This window comes from Stenotrophomonas maltophilia, assembly GCF_001676385.1.
GTDB classification, from domain to species: domain Bacteria; phylum Pseudomonadota; class Gammaproteobacteria; order Xanthomonadales; family Xanthomonadaceae; genus Stenotrophomonas; species Stenotrophomonas maltophilia_J.
The window spans coordinates 230,791-246,818 of sequence record NZ_LYVJ01000003.1; the positions used below are offsets into that span (position 1 = coordinate 230,791).

The window sequence follows — 16,028 nt, forward strand, 5'->3', positions numbered from 1 at the left end:
CCCCGCCCCTCTCCAGCGCCAGCCCATGGGCGCGAAGGCTTCGAGCTTGGCATCCCAGAACGATACGGCACCCGCCCTGCGCGTGCGCGACCTGCGCAAGACCTACGACAACGGCACCCAGGCCCTGAAGGGAGTTTCCCTGGAAGTGGCTCCGGGCGACTTCTTCGCCCTGCTTGGCCCCAACGGGGCCGGCAAGTCGACCCTGATCGGCATCATCAGCTCCCTGGTCAACCTCAGCGAGGGCCAGGTGGAAGTGTTCGGCAGCGACCTGGTGCGCCACCGCAGCGCCACGATGCGCCTGATCGGGCTGGTGCCGCAGGAGATCAACTTCAACCTCTTCGAGAAACCCTTCGACATCCTGGTGAATTACGCCGGCTTCTACGGCGTGCCGCGCGCGGAAGCGGAGAAGCGCGCCGAAGAGGAGCTGCGGCGGGCCCACCTGTGGGAAAAGGCGCAGGTGATGAGCCGCACGTTGTCCGGCGGCATGAAGCGCCGGCTGATGATCGCCCGCGCGATGATGACCCGCCCGCGCCTGCTGATCCTGGACGAGCCGACCGCCGGCGTGGACATCGAGATCCGCCGCGACATGTGGCGCGTGCTGAAGGAGATCAACGCTGCCGGCACCACGATCATCCTCACCACCCACTACCTGGAAGAAGCCGAGTACCTGTGCCGCCACCTGGCGATCATCAACCACGGCCGGATCGTCGAGCAGGGGCCGATGCGCACCCTGCTGGCCAAGCTGGACGTGGAAGGCTTCCTGCTGGACATCGATGGTGACCTGCCTCCGCAGCTGCCGGTGATCGAGGGCGCGACCCTGACCGCACCGGATCCGCATACGCTGGACATCGACATGCCACGCGCGATGGACCTCAACCGGGTGTTCGCCACGCTCAACGAGGCCGGCATCCGCGTGCGTTCGATGCGCACCAAGAGCAACCGCCTGGAGGAGCTGTTCGTGCGCCTCACCGGCAACATGGAGACCTCCGCATGAGCATCACCGAGCTGACCGACGGCCAGCGCAACCGCATCGCACTGATGACCATCGTGCGCCGTGAAGTCGCCCGCATCATGCGCATCTGGGGCCAGACCCTGGTGCCGCCGGCGATCACCATGACCCTGTACTTCCTGATCTTCGGTGGCCTGATCGGCTCGCGCGTGGGTGACATGGGCGGCTACAGCTACATGCAGTTCATCGTGCCGGGCCTGGTGATGATGAGCGTGATCCAGAACAGCTACGGCAACATCAGTTCGTCCTTCTTCGGTGCAAAGTTCGGCCGCCACGTGGAAGAGCTACTGGTCAGCCCGATGCCCAACTGGGTGATCCTGTGGGGCTACGTGGCCGGTGCCGTGCTGCGCGGCCTGATGGTGGGCGTGATCGTGCTGATCATCGCGATGTTCTTCACCCCGGTACGCATCCCGCACCCGCTGGTAACGCTGACCACGGTGCTGCTGGGCGCGACGATCTTCTCGCTGGCCGGCTTCATCAACGCGGTCTACGCGAAGAAGTTCGATGACGTGGCCATCGTGCCGACCTTCATCCTGACTCCGCTGACCTACCTGGGTGGCGTGTTCTATTCGGTGAAGCTGCTGCCGGCCTGGGCGGAGGCGGCCACGCACGCGAACCCGATCTTCTACATGGTCAACGCATTCCGCTATGGCCTGCTGGGCAGCAGCGACGTGCCGGTGACAGTGGCCTATGCGCTGATGATCGGCTTCGTGGTGGTGCTGACCGCCATCGCGCTGTGGCTGCTGCGCCGTGGCGTGGGCATGCGCAGTTGAGGGTGGCCTGCAGGGCCTGCGGTCCTGCACCCGCAGTGGTAGTGCCGGCCGCTGGCCGGCAACAGGACCGTTGGGGTCAGAATCGTTTCCCGCAGGAAAACGGTTCTGACCCCATGCCTTGAAGGGCACCGACGCCGGCTGCGATCTCCGGCACAATCGCAGTTCTGATTCCCCCAGAACACGGTGAACGTACAATGCGCATCCTGATCCTCGGCGCCGGCGGTACCGGCGGTTACTTCGGTGGTCGGCTGGCCCAGGCCGGCGTGGACGTGACCTTCCTGGTCCGCCCCGCACGCGCCGCCCAGCTGGAGCGCGATGGCCTGGTCATCCGCAGCCCGCTCGGCGATGCGGCCTTCCCGGTGCAGCACGTCACCGCCGACGCCCTGCCTGCGCTTGCTACGCAGCAGCCGTTCGACCTGGTCATCCTCAGCTGCAAAGCCTACGACCTGGACAGTTCCATCGATGCCATCGCGCCGGCCGTCGGTGCGAACACCGCGGTACTGCCGATCCTCAACGGCCTGCACCACTACAACGCGCTGGACCTGCGATTCGGTCGCGACGCGGTGCTCGGTGGCCTGTGCTTCATCAGCGCGACCAAGGCGCCTGACGGCGCCGTGCTGCATCTGGGCAAGCCGGCCAAGCTCACTTTCGGCGAGCGCGATGGCGGTGCGGTCTCCGCCCGCGTGCGCGCCTTCGCCGCGGCCTGCGCACAGGCCGGCCTCGATCACCTGGCCAGCGAACACATCGGCCAGGAGCAATGGATCAAGTACACCTTCCTCACCGCACTGGCGGCGGCCACCTGCCTGCTGCGTGCGGATATCGGCACCATCGTCGCCACCGATGATGGCGAGGCCATCGTGCGCGGCCTGTACGACGAATGCCTGGCCGTGGCCGAAGCCGCCGGTGAACCGATTCCCGAGGCCGCGCAGGAGATCGCACGCGGCACCCTGACCCAGGCTGGGTCGGCGCTGAAGGCCTCGATGCTGCGAGACCTGGAGGCGGGCCAGCAGGTGGAGGCCGGACAGATCGTCGGCGACATGCTGGCGCGCGCGCGCAAGGCCGACCAGGAAGCGCTGCTGCTGCAGGTCGCCTACAGCAGCCTGCAGGCCTACCAGGCACAGCGCAGCGCGTGAGTGTGACCGCGCCGGCCCGCGCGCTGCCCTCACGGGTACTGATCCTCGGCCTGGGCTGGAGCGGGCGTGTGCTGGCCAGGCAGCTGCAGGCGCGGGGCGTGCACGTCGCCGGCACCGTGCGCGATCCGGTGCCGGCGGCCGACGATGGCCTGCTGCGGCATACACTGCGCGTCGATACCGCGCCTTCTCCGGCGCTGCTCGAAGAAATCGCGCAGTGCGAGGCCGTGCTGTGCAGCGTGCCACCAGATGCCGAGGGCGACCGGGCGCTGCGCCTGTTGCGGCCCGCGCTGCAGGCCAGCCCGACGTTGCGCTGGGTGGGCTATCTGTCGTCCACCTCGGTGTATGCCGACCGCGCCGGCGCTTGGGTCGACCAGCGCAGCGCAGCCGATGCCACCGAAGCGGCAGGCATGCAGCGCCTGCGCGCCGAAGCGCAATGGCGTGCGCTGGCGGAGGAACGCCGCGTCGCCTCGGCGGTGTTCCGCCTGCCCGGCCTTTACGGCCCCGGACGCAACGTGCTGCTGCAGTTGTTGCAGGGCCGCGCACGCCACGTGGTTCGCCCGGGCCTGGTGTTCAACCGCCTGCATGTGCAGGACCTGGCAACCGCCATCGTCGCCGCGATGCAGCGGCCCACCGCACAAGGGTTGTATCTGCCCAGCGACGACGAGCCGGCAGCGCCGCAGGATGTGCTTGCGTTTGCCGCGCAGCTGGGGGGATTTGCGATGCCACCCGCCGTGGCCTGGGACGACCCGGCGCTGAGCCCGACCCTGAGGCGCTTCTATGAGAGCAACAAGCGCATCGACAGCCGTGGCACGCGTGAAGCGCTGGGTTGGGCGCCGCGGTTCCCGACGTACCGGGAAGGGCTGAAGGATCTGGCCGCTTCGCTCGCCGGGCATCGCCCCGTGCTACCGGATGGCGCTTTGTAGGGCCGAAGGCAGCGGCTGGAGCCGCTGCCAACGTCGCGCGCGACGGCCCGCAGGGTGCCGGTCAGGACGGCCGGCATAGCCCACGCTCGGCTGCTCTCCGTGTCGGTCGCGCTGCGCGCGCCAAGCCGAGCGTAGGCTCGGCGCTGCAGATCAACCCGCCTCGGGCAGGCGGAAGAACGCACGCGTGGCGGCGGTGGCATTGGCTGCGGTCACCGCCACGTCCTCGCCACGGTCACGCGCCAGTTCTTCCACGATGTGCGAGAGGAACATCGGTTCATTGCGGCGATCCTTCGGCATCGGCTTCAGCGTGCGCGGCAGCAGGTACGGCGCGTCGGTTTCGATCATCAGGCGGTTGGCCGGGATGCTCCTCACCAGCTCGCGTAGGTGCGCGCCACGGCGTTCGTCGCACAGCCAGCCGGTGATGCCGATATACCAGTCCTGGTCCAGGTAAGCGAACAGCTCATCGCGTTCGCCGGTGAAGCAATGCACCACGGCCGGGCCAATGCGGCCTTCGAAGTTCTTCATCTGTGCCATGAAATCGGCATGCGCATCGCGCTGGTGCAGGAACAGCGGCTTGCCATTGTCTGCGGCCAGCTGCAGCTGGCGCTCGAAGGCACGATGCTGGGCCGGGCGCGGCGAGAAGTCACGGAAGTAGTCCAGTCCGCACTCGCCCACCGCCACGACTTCCGGGTGGGCATGCAGCGCGCGCATCTCCGCATCACATTCCTCGGTGTATTCCACCGCGTGGTGCGGGTGCACGCCGGCGGTGGCGTACAGGAAACCCGGGTGCTGCTGTGCCAGCTGCAAGGCCAGCGGCGAGTGCTCGCGGCTGGCACCAGTGATCACCATCTGCACCACGCCGGCCTGGCGCGCGCGGTCCAGCACGGCATCGCGGTCGCGGTCGAAGGAGTCGTGGGTCAGGTTGGCGCCGATATCGATCAGGTGCATGGTCATCGCGGGGGAAAGTGCCCGCGCATTGTACCTGCGCCTGCCCTGGCCCCTTATCCTTTGCACATGAACGCCCCGCTCTTCCCGATTTCCCCGCTGCTGCCGCAGATCCAGCAGCACCTGGCCCTGCAGCCACGGCTGGTGCTGGAAGCCCCGCCCGGTGCCGGCAAGACGACCCAGGTACCGCTGGCCCTGCTCGATGCGCCGTGGCTGCAGGGCCGGAAGATCATCCTGCTGGAACCGCGCCGGGTGGCCGCACGCAGCGCTGCACTGTTCATGGCGCGGCAGCTGGGCGAAGAGGTCGGTGGCACGGTCGGCTACCGCATCCGCTTCGAGAACAAGGTCTCGGCACGCACGCGCATTGAGGTCGTCACCGAAGGCATCCTGACCCGCATGCTGCAGGACGACCCGATGCTGGAGGAGGTCGGTGCGATCCTGTTCGACGAGTTCCACGAACGCCATCTCAGTGGCGACCTCGGGTTGGCGCTGGCACTGGACGTGCAGGCACAGCTGCGCGATGACCTGCGCCTGGTGGTGATGTCGGCCACGCTGGACGGCGATCGGCTGGCGCGCTTCCTCGATGCACCGCGGCTGAGCAGCGAGGGCCGCAGTTACCCGGTGGCGATCAGCCACTTCCCGGCGCGCCGCGATGAAGCACTCGAGTTGCAGGTGCGCCGCGCGGTGCAGCAGGCCCTGGTCGAGCACCCCGGTGACCTGCTGGTGTTCCTGCCCGGCCAGCGCGAGATCACACGGGTGCAGGCCGGCCTGCAGGAATCACTGGATGCCGGTGTCGACGTGCTGGCGCTGCACGGTGAACTGCCGGTGGAACAGCAGGCGCGCGTGCTGCAGGCGGCCAGCGATGGGCGCCGCCGCGTGGTGCTCGCGACCAACGTCGCCGAATCGTCGGTGACGCTGCCCGGCGTGCGCGTGGTGATCGACAGCGGCCAGGCGCGCGAGCCGCGCTACGACCCCAACAGCGGCTTTACCCGGCTGGACGTGGTCGCCATCGCCCAGGCTTCAGCGGATCAGCGCGCCGGCCGTGCCGGCCGCGTGGCCGAGGGCGTGGCCTGGCGGCTGTGGCCGCAGTCGCAGCGGCTGGAGCCGCAGCGCCGCGCCGAGATCGACCAGGTGGAACTGGCCGGGCTGGCGCTGGAACTGGCGGCCTGGGGCAGCAGCGACCTGCGCTTCCTCGACCCGCCTCCGGCCGGCCCGATGGGTGCGGCGCGCGAACTGCTGCAGCGGCTGGGCGCGCTGTCCAGCAGCGGCGCGATCACTTCGCTCGGCCGCCGCGTGCTGGCGCTGGGCACGCATCCGCGCATGGCGGCGATGCTGCTGGCCGCACCCGATCCGCGCGCGCAGGCGCTGGCTGCCGATCTGGCCGCCCTGCTGGAAGCACGCGATCCGCTGCGCCAGGGCGGTGATGCGCTGGCAGCGCGGTGGCGCGCATTGGCGGCATTCCGCGCCGGCCGCGCACCGGCCGATGCCAACCGCAGCGCGCTGGCCGCGATTGATGCTGCCGCCAAGCAGTGGCGACGGCGCCTGCGCTGTGACGCCACGCCGCCTACCAGCATCGAGGCGCACGAACTGGGCGACCTGCTCGCGCACGCCTTCCCCGACCGGATTGGTGTCCAGCACCCCAGCGATCCACTGCGCTATCTGCTGGCCAATGGCCGCAGTGCACGCCTGCACGAATCGAGCGATCTGCGTGGCGAGCCATGGCTGGTGGCCAGTGAACTGCGCTTCGAGGCACGTGACGCGTTGCTGCTGCGCGCCGCACCGGTGGATGAAGGCCAGCTGCGCAGGGCGTGGCCGGAGCGCTTCGTCACCGAAGACGTGGTGCGCTGGGACAGCGAACGCCGCGCCCTGGTGGCGCTGCGCGAGACCCGTTTCGACCGCATCGTGCTGGACAGCCGCTCGGCCGGCCGGGTCGACCCGCAACATGCCGCGCAGGCGCTGACCGATGCGGTGGCCGAACTCGGCCTGCAGGCCCTGCCGTGGACCGAAGGCCTGCGCCAATGGCAGGCGCGCGTCGAGTCACTGCGGCGCTGGATGCCGGAACTGGGCCTGCCCGACTGCAGCGACGCGGCGCTGCTGGCCACCCGCGCGCAGTGGCTGCAGCCCGCGTTCGCCGGCAAGAGCCGATTGGATGCGCTGGACGAATCCAGCTTCGGCGAGGCACTGAAGTCGCCGCTGGAATGGGCACAGCGGCAGCTGGTCGAGCGGCACGCACCGAACCGCATTACCGTGCCCTCCGGGCTGGAGCGGCCGGTCACCTACGGACTGGACACCGGGAGCGGCGAACCGCTGCCGCCGGTGCTGGCGGTGAAGCTGCAGGAACTGTTCGGCCTGGCCGACACGCCACGCATTGCCGATGGCCGTGTACCGTTGACCCTGCACCTGCTTTCCCCGGGCGGACGCCCGCTGCAGGTCACCCAGGACCTTCGCAATTTCTGGGAGAACACCTACGCCGAGGTGAAAAAGGAGATGAAAGGCCGCTACCCGCGCCATCCGTGGCCGGATGATCCGTGGACGGCCACAGCCACGCACCGCGCCAAGCCGCGCGGGACCTGAAGGGCGGGGTCGGATCCCTTTGCAACGCAACGGGCTCTGACCCAGGGCGCGGTGGTTGGGGCCAGAGCCCTTCCGCAAGGGAAAGGGATCCGACCCCATCCCTGCCTGATCCTGAATGGCCGCGGCCGCGTCATACCACGCGCGCCCCCGGCTGACATACCGTTTACGGGCAACACGCGACACTGGACTTCGACCCGAGGCAAAGGACCCCCACAGATGAGCAAGCTGACCGTGATTACCGACCGCGCTCTGGAGCGCGCCCTGGACCTGGCCCACAGCGCCGGCGATGGCCTGAAGAGCGCCGGTGGCAGCCTGCGCCATCTCGGCCCGCAGGCCAGTGACTGGATCAAGACCGGCGCGGCGCTGGGCGCCGTCAGGACCGGTGGCAAGGTCGCCACCAGGTTTGCTCGCCGCAACCCGGCAGTGACGATTGCCGCCGCTGCCGTCGGTGTGGGCCTCCTGGGCTATGCGCTGTACCGCAAGCAGCAGAAGAAGAAGGCGGCCCAGGGCCACGTGGTGAATGGCCAGGCGCAGCGCATCAACGCGCGCGACCGCCGCAACGACACCGTGGTGGACGAGCACAGCGATATCGGCAGCGACGCGTGAGTTTGCCCGGGTCAGAGCCCTTCCTGCGGAAGTGATCTGACCCTACCAGCTACGAGAGGGCCGGATGCCGCGAGGTATCCGGCCCTTTCTGTTTCAACCGATCTGCCGCCACTGCCCCGGCTGCAGGTCATCCAGACGGTATGGCCCCATCGACACCCGCACCAGCCGCAGCGTCGGCAGGTTCACCGCCGCCGTCATCCGCCGCACCTGGCGGTTGCGGCCCTCGCGGATCGTGATCGCCAGCCAGCTGTCAGGCACGGTCTTGCGGAAGCGTACCGGCGGATCCCGCGTCCACAGCGACGGTGCAGGGTCGAGGTGCTCGACCTTCGCCGGCAGCGTCGGCCCGTCATTGAGCACCACGCCTTCGCGCAACTGCTGCAGCTGTTCGTCGCTGGGCAGGCCTTCCACCTGCACCCAGTAGGTCTTGTCGGCCTTGTGCCGGGGGTCGGTCAATCTGTGCGCCAGCGTGCCGTTGTCGGTCAGCAGCAGCAGGCCCTCGCTGTCATGGTCCAGGCGGCCGGCGGCATACACGCGCGGCGGCAGGCCGAAACCGGCCAGGGTCGGCCGCGGCGGCACACTGCGGTCGGTGAATTGGCAGAGCACGTTGAAGGGCTTGTTGAAGGCAATCAGCATTGCGGGAACGACAGGCGGCGGGTGCGGCATTGTCCCATTCCCGCACCGCCGCCGCGATCACCGGCTACTCAGCCGAAGGCCTTCCCTTCCATCAACAGCGCAACGAGCACCAGCACGACACCGCACGTGGCGGCAGCGTTGGCACGGTACCGCAGCCGCGTTACCGGTGGGCAGGCCCTTCGCGCACGTTCGTCCCACAGGCCACCAACGAGCAGCGCCGCAAAACCTGCCGCCGCCACAAGGTCATGCACGTGACCAGCATGGAACAGGAAGTCGTACAACCGCGGCAGCACCATCAATGCGAAGGCGAAGTACAGAACCTTCTTCAACTATCCATGTCCTTGAATTCGATCAGGCCGCAGCGCGCGGTGAGCCGAGCATCGGCTCGGCTCTACGGGGCACTCCGCGCTGGCGCTACGGCATGCCGGCTTACGGCTTGATGAAGCGCAGGGTCATGCGGTCGCTTTCGCCGATGGCCTGGTACTTCGCATCGTCGGCCTTGTCGTGCTGGTTGGTCGGCGGCAGCGTCCACACGCCGTTCGGGTGGTCCTTGGTATCGCGCGGGTTGGCATTGACCTCGCTGCGCGCGTCCAGCCTGAAGCCTGCGGCAACGGCCATCGCGATCACCTGCTGCTGGCCGACATAGCCGGTGCCGTCGTCGTCGGCCACATCGGCCTTGGCGCGGTGCTCGACCACGCCCAGCACGCCGCCCGGCTTGAGCACGTTGAAGAAGCCCTGGAACATGCCCTGCGCCTGCCCGGCCTTGCGCCAGTTGTGCACGTTGCGGAAGGTCAGCACCACATCGGCCGAACCGGCCGGGCCGAACACCGGTTTGGCCGGGTCGTAGGCCACCACGGTGGTCTTGCCGAATTGTGCCGGCGCGGCGGCGTACTTCTTCTCCAGGCCGTCGCGGCTGCGCTGCTGGTAGTCACGGCCACGGCCCTCGGGTACCGCCATCGGATCGACCACGGCGGCGATGTAGTGGCCCTTGTCATGCAGCAACGGCGCCAGGATTTCCGAGTACCAGCCGTTGCCGGGGGTGATCTCGATGACGGTCTTTTCCGGCGCGACCCTGAAGAACGACAGCGTCTGCGCCGGATGCCGGAAACCATCGCGCTTGACGTTGTCGGCACCGCGGGTGGGTGCCTTCACCGCCGCGTCGATGGCCGGCGAGATCTCGATCTTCGCCGGTGCCACCGTGACTGGCGAGGCGAAGGCGGGAAGGGTGGCAAGCAGGGCCGAGGCAAGCAGCAGGCGGCAACCACGCAGGGACGAAGCGGGCATCATCGGGACGACTCCAGCGGAAGATGCGGCGAGACTAGCAGCCCATGCGACGCAGGTGTTCACAAAACGTTAGCCGCGTGCGCATCGCGGAACACTGTTTTGTGGCCACCGCCGCGACGCGGTAACACAACGCGCTCTATGCTGGACCACTTCCCCCAAGGAGACCGTGCTGATGACGGCAACCCGCCAACTGGGCCGCTCCGGCCTGCATGTACGTCCCCTCGCCTTCGGTGGCAACGTGTTCGGCTGGAGCGCCGACGAGAAGGCCAGCTTCGCCCTGCTCGATGCCTTCGTCGACGCCGGCTTCAACCTGGTCGACACCGCCGACGTCTACTCGGCGTGGGTACCGGGCAACCGGGGCGGCGAGTCCGAGACGCTGATCGGCAAGTGGTTTGCCCGCAGCGGCAAGCGCGACAAGGTGGTGCTGGCGACCAAGGTAGCCAAGTGGGCCGAACGCCCCGGTCTGGCCCCGGACAACATCAATGCGGCCGTCGAGGACTCGCTGCGCCGCCTGCAGACCGACGTGATCGATCTGTACCAGGCCCACGAGGATGACGAGTCGACGCCGCTGGAAGCGACCCTGGCCGCGTTCGGCCGGCTGATCGAAGCCGGCAAGGTGCGCGCCATCGGTGCGTCCAACTACAGCGCCACGCGCCTGGCCGATGCGCTGAAGGTATCCACCGACTACAGGTTGCCGCGCTATGAAACCCTGCAGCCGGAATACAACCTGTACGACCGTGCCGGCTACGAGAAGGAACTGGAACCGCTGGTGCAGCGCGAACAGATCGGCGTGATCGGCTACTACGCGCTGGCCAGTGGCTTCCTCAGCGGCAAGTACCGCACGCCGGCCGATGCAGCCAAGAGCCCGGCGCGTGGCGAGACCGTGGTGAAGCGCTATCTGAACCCGCGCGGCCTGCGCATCCTGCAGGCACTGGATGACGTGGCCAGCAAGCACAGCGCCAGTGCTGCACAGATCGCGCTGGCATGGCAGATCGCGCGACCGTCGATCACCGCGCCGATCGTCAGCGCCACCAGTGTCGAGCAGCTGCACGATCTGCTGGCGGCGGCCAACCTGTCGCTGAGCGTGCAGGACATCGCGCAGCTGGATGCCGCCAGCGCGGACGCTTGAGACCGGGTAGTGCCGGCCGCCGGCCGGGATTGCACGGATGCCCTGGAGAATAATTGAACAAAATGGTTGCGCGCGACTAAATCGTGGTTTATCGTGCGCACCTCGTTTCAACAACCACTGGAAACTTCCCTTGAACGCGCATTCCGTCGCCACCGCCACATTGCTGCCATGCCTGCGCATGGACCGGCTGGCGCGCGCGTTCGGCAAGGAAGACCAGCTGACAACGGCCTGATACCCGCCCTGCGGAGATCGGCCACCCCGATCTCCGAGGCCTGACGACGCCCTCGGAACGTAAGTCCCGGGGGCGTTTTCGTTTGCGTCGGCACAAGGACCCGCGATGCCAGAACTGCACCCCGCGCGGCGGCCCGCCGCTCACTGACCCAGGCATTTCCACCCCGCGCGAAGGATTTACTTCGCGCAACCGGCAGCGCCTGGACATTATCTGCATCGCTCCCAAACATTATCGCTCGCCGATAATGTCGGTGGCCTGCACCCTCGATTCTCCAACGGTCCCGTTTCAACCACGGGCTGGTGCGCGCGGCGTTGCCGTGGCGTATGCCGGAGGTCGCGGACACGCCATCGCCTGGATCGCCTGCTGGAAGCAGGCGCCGGTTCGCCGGTACGCGGTTCGATTCCGCGCGGTCCCCAACTGGATAGCTCAGCTTGGTTAGAGCAACGGATCCTGATTCCGTCTGTCGTGGGTTCGACTCCCACTCCAACCACATGACCTGTCACGTCATGACCTGAAGCAACACCCGGGGCGCAAGCCCCAGCGGCCATCGTCGCCATCCACTGTCTTCGCCTTCGGGCGGGAACGTGGAAGGCAACGGACCACACGCCGGGCCCCGGCCCGCCGCCACTGCCAGCCTCGTTCCGCACCGGCGCTGCCTGCCGGGGACGACGACGGCAGCACTGCCGGCGCACCGAAGGCTCCGCGCGCGGACCGTCCACCGATGGCCGCCCTCTTCCGCTGCCTGCACCTGGTGTGCAGGCGGCTCGCCACGACCTGATCGACCCGGGTCATGGCGATTCATTCGCAACGGGTCGAACCACCAGAGCCATACAAGGAGAGACTCCCATGTTCTGGACCATCAAGGTCGTGATCGGCGACGGCGAGCGCGGCCTGGTGTATCGCAACCGTCGCTTCCAGCAGATCCTGCTGCCGGGCGTGCACCGCCTGTCGCGGTTCGGCGGCCGCCCGCAGGTGGAGGTCCACACCGCATCGAAGGGTGCGGCCTACACCGGCAGCGACCAGGACAGCCTGATCGAAGCGCAGGGCGCGCAGCTGGGCACGCACTTCGTGCTGGCCAATGTCGGCGCCAGCGAGGTCGGCCTGTTGCTGCGCAACGGCCGCATCGATGAAGTGCTGCCGCCGGGCAGCCGTCGCCTGTACTGGCGCGGTTCGGTCGATACCCAGGTGCAGGTGATGGCGCTGGGTGACGAGCCGCGCATTCCGGCGGACGTCCAGCAGCGGCTCGGCCAGCTGGGGGTGCTGCCGCGTGTGGCGGTGATCAGCACCGTGCCGAGCGAGTCGGTGGGCCTGCTGTTCATCGATGGCACGCTGCGGCAGACGCTGGACGCCGGCCTGCACGCGTTCTGGAACTTCAACGGCAACGTGTCGGTGGAGCGCGTGGAGCTGCGGGCACGTTCGCTGGACGTGTCCGGCCAGGAACTGCTCAGCCGCGACAAGGTGACCCTGCGGGTGAACCTGGCCGCGACCGTGCAGGTGATCGACCCGGTGCGTGCGCACCGCACGCTCAGCAATGCCGATGAGTTCGTCTACCGGCAGCTGCAGTTCGGCCTGCGCCAGGCGATCGCCGCGCGCAGCCTGGACGAGCTGCTGGGTGACAAGGCGGCACTGGACGGCGAGATCGCCGCCCATGTGCAGGCTGCGATCGACGGCCACGGCGTGCGGTTGCTCGGCGTCGGCATCAAGGACGTGATCCTGCCGGGCGAAATGAAGGAGATCCTCAACGGTGTGGTGCTGGCCGAGAAGCAGGCCCAGGCCAGCGTGATCCGCCGCCGCGAGGAGGCCAATGCCACGCGTTCGCAGCTCAACACCGCAAAGCTGATCGAGGACAACCCGGTGTTGATGCGCCTGAAGGAGCTGGAGGCGCTGGAGAAGGTCACCGAGAAGATCGACAAGCTCACCGTGTTCGGCGGCCTGGACGGCGTGCTGAAGCAGCTGGTGACGATCAGGTAGGGGGTTGCGGCGGCGCAGGGACGCGCCGCCGGCCCACCAAGGACAGACATAACGACATGGATACTCAACAGAACTATCAATGGCTGCACGCCGAGGGCACCACCCCGATCAAGGGCTGGGTCAACGGCGTGCCGCTGGAGGCGCAGGCCCACGAGCAGCTGCGCAACATTGCCGCGATCCCGTTCGTCGGGCCGTGGGTGGCCGTGATGCCGGACGTGCACCTGGGCAAGGGTGCAACCGTGGGCTCGGTGATCCCGACCCGCGGTGCGATCATCCCTGCCGCAGTCGGCGTCGACATCGGCTGCGGCATGGCGGCGGTACGTACCACGCTGCGCGCCGATGACCTGCCCGATGACCTGCGGCAGCTGCGCAGCAGCATCGAACGTAGCATTCCGGTCGGCAACGGGCGCGGCGGCGAGCATCACCGCATGCCCGACAGCATCCACACCCGGCTGGTGCGGTCCGGGCTGGCCGCCGGCCTGGAGAAGATCAAGGACAAGCATCGCAGGATCCGCACCGACAAGCTCGACCGCCAGTTGGGTACGCTGGGCGGCGGCAACCACTTCATCGAACTGTGCCTGGACGAGACGGATGCGGTGTGGGTGATGCTGCACAGCGGATCGCGCGGCACCGGCAACCTGATCGGCACCTACTTCATCGAGAAGGCGCGCGAGGAGCTGGCCCGGCGTGTGCTGGGCTTCCACCTGCCGGACAAGGACCTGGCGTTCTTCATGGAAGGCGAGCCGCTGTTCGACGACTATGTCGAAGCAGTGTCGTGGGCGCAGGACTACGCCCGGCATAACCGCGAAGCGATGATGTCGCGCGTGCTGGCCGAGATGCGCCACCGCCTGCCGAAGTTCCAGCTGGCGGCGATGGCGGTGAACTGCCATCACAACTACGTGCAGAAGGAAACGCACCACGGGCAGGAACTGCTGGTGACCCGCAAGGGCGCCGTCAGTGCCCGCGAGGGTGAGCTGGGCATCATTCCCGGCAGCATGGGCACGCGCAGCTACATCGTGCGTGGCAAAGGCAACACGGACAGCTTCCACAGCTGCAGCCACGGAGCCGGCCGGGTGATGAGCCGCGGTGCTGCGCGCCAGCAGATCACGCTGGCCCAGCACCGCGAGGCGACTGCGCACGTGGAATGCCGCAAGGACAGCGGCGTACTGGACGAGTCACCGGCAGCCTACAAGTCGATCGACGATGTGATGGCCGCGCAGCTGGACCTGGTCGAGGTGGTGCACACCCTGCGGCAGGTCCTGTGCGTGAAGGGATGATGGAGCGGTGCCGGCCAAGGCCGGCCTCTACCAGAGCAGCACGTCGCGTCGGGGGTCAGATCGCTTTCTGCGAAAGGGATCTGACCCCGGCACATTCAGCGCGGCACGCTGTCTTCGGCCACCAGCGCGTGGTGCACGCCGATGCCCGCACGCACGCCTTCGGCCATGGCCAGGGTGATGTTGCCGACCGTCGTCGCGTCGCCTGCGGCATACACGTGCGGCACCGAGGTCTGCTTCATCATGTCGACCTCGATCAGCACGCCCAGCGGGCTCTCGGCCAGCGCGCAGCCGAGTTGCTGCACCAGCGGTGTGGCCATCGCCTGGGTGGCCGGCACGAACAGCGCACGCTGGGCGATGCGGCGACCGTCGGCCAGCTCCACTTCCAGCCAGGTGGGCTGGTCACCCTGCACGGCCACCACCGGCGATGTTTCGATCGCCACGCTACGCTGCTGCATCGCGGCCCGCTCATCGTCGGCGATCGGCAGTCCCTGGCTGAAGAAGGTGACGTTGCCCCAGTCGGCGAACAGCGGCGCCTTGCTGGCGGACATCGGGTGGCCTCCGAGCAGGCCGATGGCACCGCCCCCCACCTCGTAACCATGGCAGTAGGGGCAGTGCAGCACGGTACTGCCCCAGCGCTCGGCCAGGCCCGGCAGCGCCGGCAACTGGTCGGCGATGCCGCTGGCCAGCAGCAGCTTGCGCGCGGCCAGCACCTGGCCATCGGCAGTACGTACTTCCACGCCGCTGGCACTGGCGGTGGCCTGCACCGCCTCGGCATGCACCCAGCGCACGCTGGGGTAATCCAGCAGTTGCTGGCGCGCGGTCTTCAGCAGCTCTGCGCCGCTGATGCCATCCAGCCCCGGCACGCCGTGCGAATGGCTGGCGAAGCGGTTGCGCGGCGAACCGGCGTCGATGACGGTGACCGGGCGACGGGCACGGGCCAGGATCAGGCCAGCGGCGATGCCGGCGTAGCTGCCGCCGACGATGAGCACATCAGGATTCATGGTGACCTTCCAGGGAACGGTGATGAGCGAGATGGCGGGCGAAGTCGGCGCCGAGCCGGTCCAGCGTGACCGTCTGCAGGCGCTGTTCGAGCAGGCGCTGTGCTTGCCGCGCCCCGTCAAGCAGGGCGTTGTCGACCAGTTGCTGGATCGGGCAGCCGCCGGCGGACGCACGGGCGCCGACCTGTACCAGTGGAGGGGCTCCCACCGCCAAATAGATGTCGTGCAGGGTGATCGCAGCAGCGTCACGAGCCAGCTGGCTGCCGCCGCCATGCCCGCGTGCGCTGCGCACCAGGCCGGCCTTCTGCAGCTGCGCCAGGATCCGGCGGATCACCACCGGGTGGGTGGGCAGGCAAGCCGCCAGCTGCTCGGAGGTGCGCGGTTGCACCTGGCCGACCAGGTGGGCCATCACGTGCAGTGCGTCGGAAAGCGGGTTCGCGGATTTCATGTAACAAATGTAGTTACATTTATTTGCATTGTCGAGCGCCGGCCCCCCCGACCTGGATACCTGTGTCAGATGAACCGGCGGATGCCGGCGGCA

15 protein-coding genes and 1 tRNA gene are annotated in these 16,028 nt (G+C 68.2%); 10 read left to right on the top strand and 6 right to left on the bottom strand.

What is annotated here, in order from left to right:
* The first annotated feature begins 25 nt into the window (after positions 1–25).
* From A9K58_RS05200 to A9K58_RS05215, 4 genes are all read left to right on the top strand, one after another.
* A complete protein-coding gene (locus A9K58_RS05200; protein ID WP_065198332.1) occupies positions 26–994 on the top strand; it encodes an ABC transporter ATP-binding protein in 969 nt (322 codons plus the stop codon).
* A complete protein-coding gene (locus tag A9K58_RS05205) occupies positions 991–1,782 on the top strand; it encodes an ABC transporter permease (protein ID WP_065198333.1) in 792 nt (263 codons plus the stop codon). Before A9K58_RS05200 ends, A9K58_RS05205 begins: the two co-directional genes overlap by 4 nt.
* Before the next feature lie 194 nt (positions 1,783–1,976).
* A complete protein-coding gene (panE, locus tag A9K58_RS05210) occupies positions 1,977–2,915 on the top strand; it encodes a 2-dehydropantoate 2-reductase (RefSeq protein WP_065198334.1) in 939 nt (312 codons plus the stop codon).
* Positions 2,912–3,838, top strand: a complete 927-nt coding sequence (locus A9K58_RS05215; protein WP_065198335.1) for an NAD-dependent epimerase/dehydratase family protein — start codon at positions 2,912–2,914, stop codon at positions 3,836–3,838. The genes panE and A9K58_RS05215 overlap by 4 nt, the downstream gene beginning before the upstream one ends.
* A gap of 150 nt (positions 3,839–3,988) precedes the next feature.
* On the opposite strand, the gene A9K58_RS05220 is transcribed toward A9K58_RS05215, so the two are convergent.
* Positions 3,989–4,786 carry a TatD family hydrolase gene (locus A9K58_RS05220; protein ID WP_065198456.1) on the bottom strand — a complete coding sequence of 266 codons (798 nt, stop codon included), beginning with the start codon at positions 4,784–4,786 and terminating at the stop codon, positions 3,989–3,991.
* Positions 4,787–4,852: 66 nt separating this feature from the next.
* Between A9K58_RS05220 and hrpB the strand changes: the two genes are divergently transcribed.
* Positions 4,853–7,357, top strand: coding sequence for an ATP-dependent helicase HrpB (hrpB, locus tag A9K58_RS05225; RefSeq protein WP_065198336.1), 2,505 nt, complete (start codon positions 4,853–4,855; stop codon positions 7,355–7,357).
* A 216-nt stretch (positions 7,358–7,573) separates the two neighbouring features.
* A complete protein-coding gene (locus A9K58_RS05230; RefSeq protein WP_065198337.1) occupies positions 7,574–7,963 on the top strand; it encodes a hypothetical protein in 390 nt (129 codons plus the stop codon).
* A gap of 93 nt (positions 7,964–8,056) precedes the next feature.
* Here A9K58_RS05230 and A9K58_RS05235 read toward each other — a convergent pair whose 3' ends face one another.
* The 3 genes from A9K58_RS05235 to A9K58_RS05245 form a co-directional block, all read right to left on the bottom strand.
* On the bottom strand, positions 8,057–8,596 hold the full coding sequence (locus tag A9K58_RS05235) for a pseudouridine synthase (RefSeq protein ID WP_065198338.1): 540 nt from the start codon (positions 8,594–8,596) through the stop codon (positions 8,057–8,059).
* Between the two features lie 68 nt (positions 8,597–8,664).
* Positions 8,665–8,925, bottom strand: coding sequence for a hypothetical protein (locus A9K58_RS05240; protein WP_065198339.1), 261 nt, complete (start codon positions 8,923–8,925; stop codon positions 8,665–8,667).
* Between the two features lie 100 nt (positions 8,926–9,025).
* Positions 9,026–9,883: a class I SAM-dependent methyltransferase gene (locus A9K58_RS05245; protein ID WP_065198340.1), complete on the bottom strand. Its 858-nt coding sequence runs from the start codon at positions 9,881–9,883 to the stop codon at positions 9,026–9,028.
* Between the two features lie 169 nt (positions 9,884–10,052).
* Between A9K58_RS05245 and A9K58_RS05250 the strand changes: the two genes are divergently transcribed.
* From A9K58_RS05250 to A9K58_RS05265, 4 genes are all read left to right on the top strand, one after another.
* Positions 10,053–11,009: an aldo/keto reductase gene (locus A9K58_RS05250; protein ID WP_065198341.1), complete on the top strand. Its 957-nt coding sequence runs from the start codon at positions 10,053–10,055 to the stop codon at positions 11,007–11,009.
* A gap of 650 nt (positions 11,010–11,659) precedes the next feature.
* Positions 11,660–11,731 (top strand) — tRNA-Gln (locus tag A9K58_RS05255).
* Between the two features lie 356 nt (positions 11,732–12,087).
* Positions 12,088–13,212 (top strand): slipin family protein, encoded by a 1,125-nt coding sequence (locus A9K58_RS05260; RefSeq protein ID WP_065198342.1) that lies wholly within the window; start codon positions 12,088–12,090, stop codon positions 13,210–13,212.
* Positions 13,213–13,268: 56 nt separating this feature from the next.
* Positions 13,269–14,489: an RtcB family protein gene (locus tag A9K58_RS05265; protein ID WP_065198343.1), complete on the top strand. Its 1,221-nt coding sequence runs from the start codon at positions 13,269–13,271 to the stop codon at positions 14,487–14,489.
* Between the two features lie 95 nt (positions 14,490–14,584).
* Here A9K58_RS05265 and A9K58_RS05270 read toward each other — a convergent pair whose 3' ends face one another.
* Both A9K58_RS05270 and A9K58_RS05275 read right to left on the bottom strand, forming a co-directional pair.
* A complete protein-coding gene (locus A9K58_RS05270) occupies positions 14,585–15,490 on the bottom strand; it encodes an NAD(P)/FAD-dependent oxidoreductase (protein ID WP_065198344.1) in 906 nt (301 codons plus the stop codon).
* On the bottom strand, positions 15,480–15,935 hold the full coding sequence (locus A9K58_RS05275; protein ID WP_065198345.1) for an Rrf2 family transcriptional regulator: 456 nt from the start codon (positions 15,933–15,935) through the stop codon (positions 15,480–15,482). The genes A9K58_RS05270 and A9K58_RS05275 overlap by 11 nt, the downstream gene beginning before the upstream one ends.
* Between the last annotated feature and the right edge of the window lie 93 nt (positions 15,936–16,028).

Coding starts and splice junctions, on each gene's coding strand:
- A9K58_RS05270 (WP_065198344.1), bottom strand. CDS start 15,490: ATGAATCCTGATGTGCTCATCGTCGGCGGCAGCTACGCCGGCATCGCC.
- A9K58_RS05200 (WP_065198332.1), top strand. CDS start 26: ATGGGCGCGAAGGCTTCGAGCTTGGCATCCCAGAACGATACGGCACCC.
- A9K58_RS05235 (WP_065198338.1), bottom strand. CDS start 8,596: ATGCTGATTGCCTTCAACAAGCCCTTCAACGTGCTCTGCCAATTCACC.
- A9K58_RS05245 (WP_065198340.1), bottom strand. CDS start 9,883: ATGATGCCCGCTTCGTCCCTGCGTGGTTGCCGCCTGCTGCTTGCCTCG.
- A9K58_RS05205 (WP_065198333.1), top strand. CDS start 991: ATGAGCATCACCGAGCTGACCGACGGCCAGCGCAACCGCATCGCACTG.
- A9K58_RS05220 (WP_065198456.1), bottom strand. CDS start 4,786: ATGCACCTGATCGATATCGGCGCCAACCTGACCCACGACTCCTTCGAC.
- A9K58_RS05230 (WP_065198337.1), top strand. CDS start 7,574: ATGAGCAAGCTGACCGTGATTACCGACCGCGCTCTGGAGCGCGCCCTG.
- A9K58_RS05275 (WP_065198345.1), bottom strand. CDS start 15,935: ATGAAATCCGCGAACCCGCTTTCCGACGCACTGCACGTGATGGCCCAC.
- A9K58_RS05260 (WP_065198342.1), top strand. CDS start 12,088: ATGTTCTGGACCATCAAGGTCGTGATCGGCGACGGCGAGCGCGGCCTG.
- panE (WP_065198334.1), top strand. CDS start 1,977: ATGCGCATCCTGATCCTCGGCGCCGGCGGTACCGGCGGTTACTTCGGT.
- hrpB (WP_065198336.1), top strand. CDS start 4,853: ATGAACGCCCCGCTCTTCCCGATTTCCCCGCTGCTGCCGCAGATCCAG.
- A9K58_RS05265 (WP_065198343.1), top strand. CDS start 13,269: ATGGATACTCAACAGAACTATCAATGGCTGCACGCCGAGGGCACCACC.
- A9K58_RS05250 (WP_065198341.1), top strand. CDS start 10,053: ATGACGGCAACCCGCCAACTGGGCCGCTCCGGCCTGCATGTACGTCCC.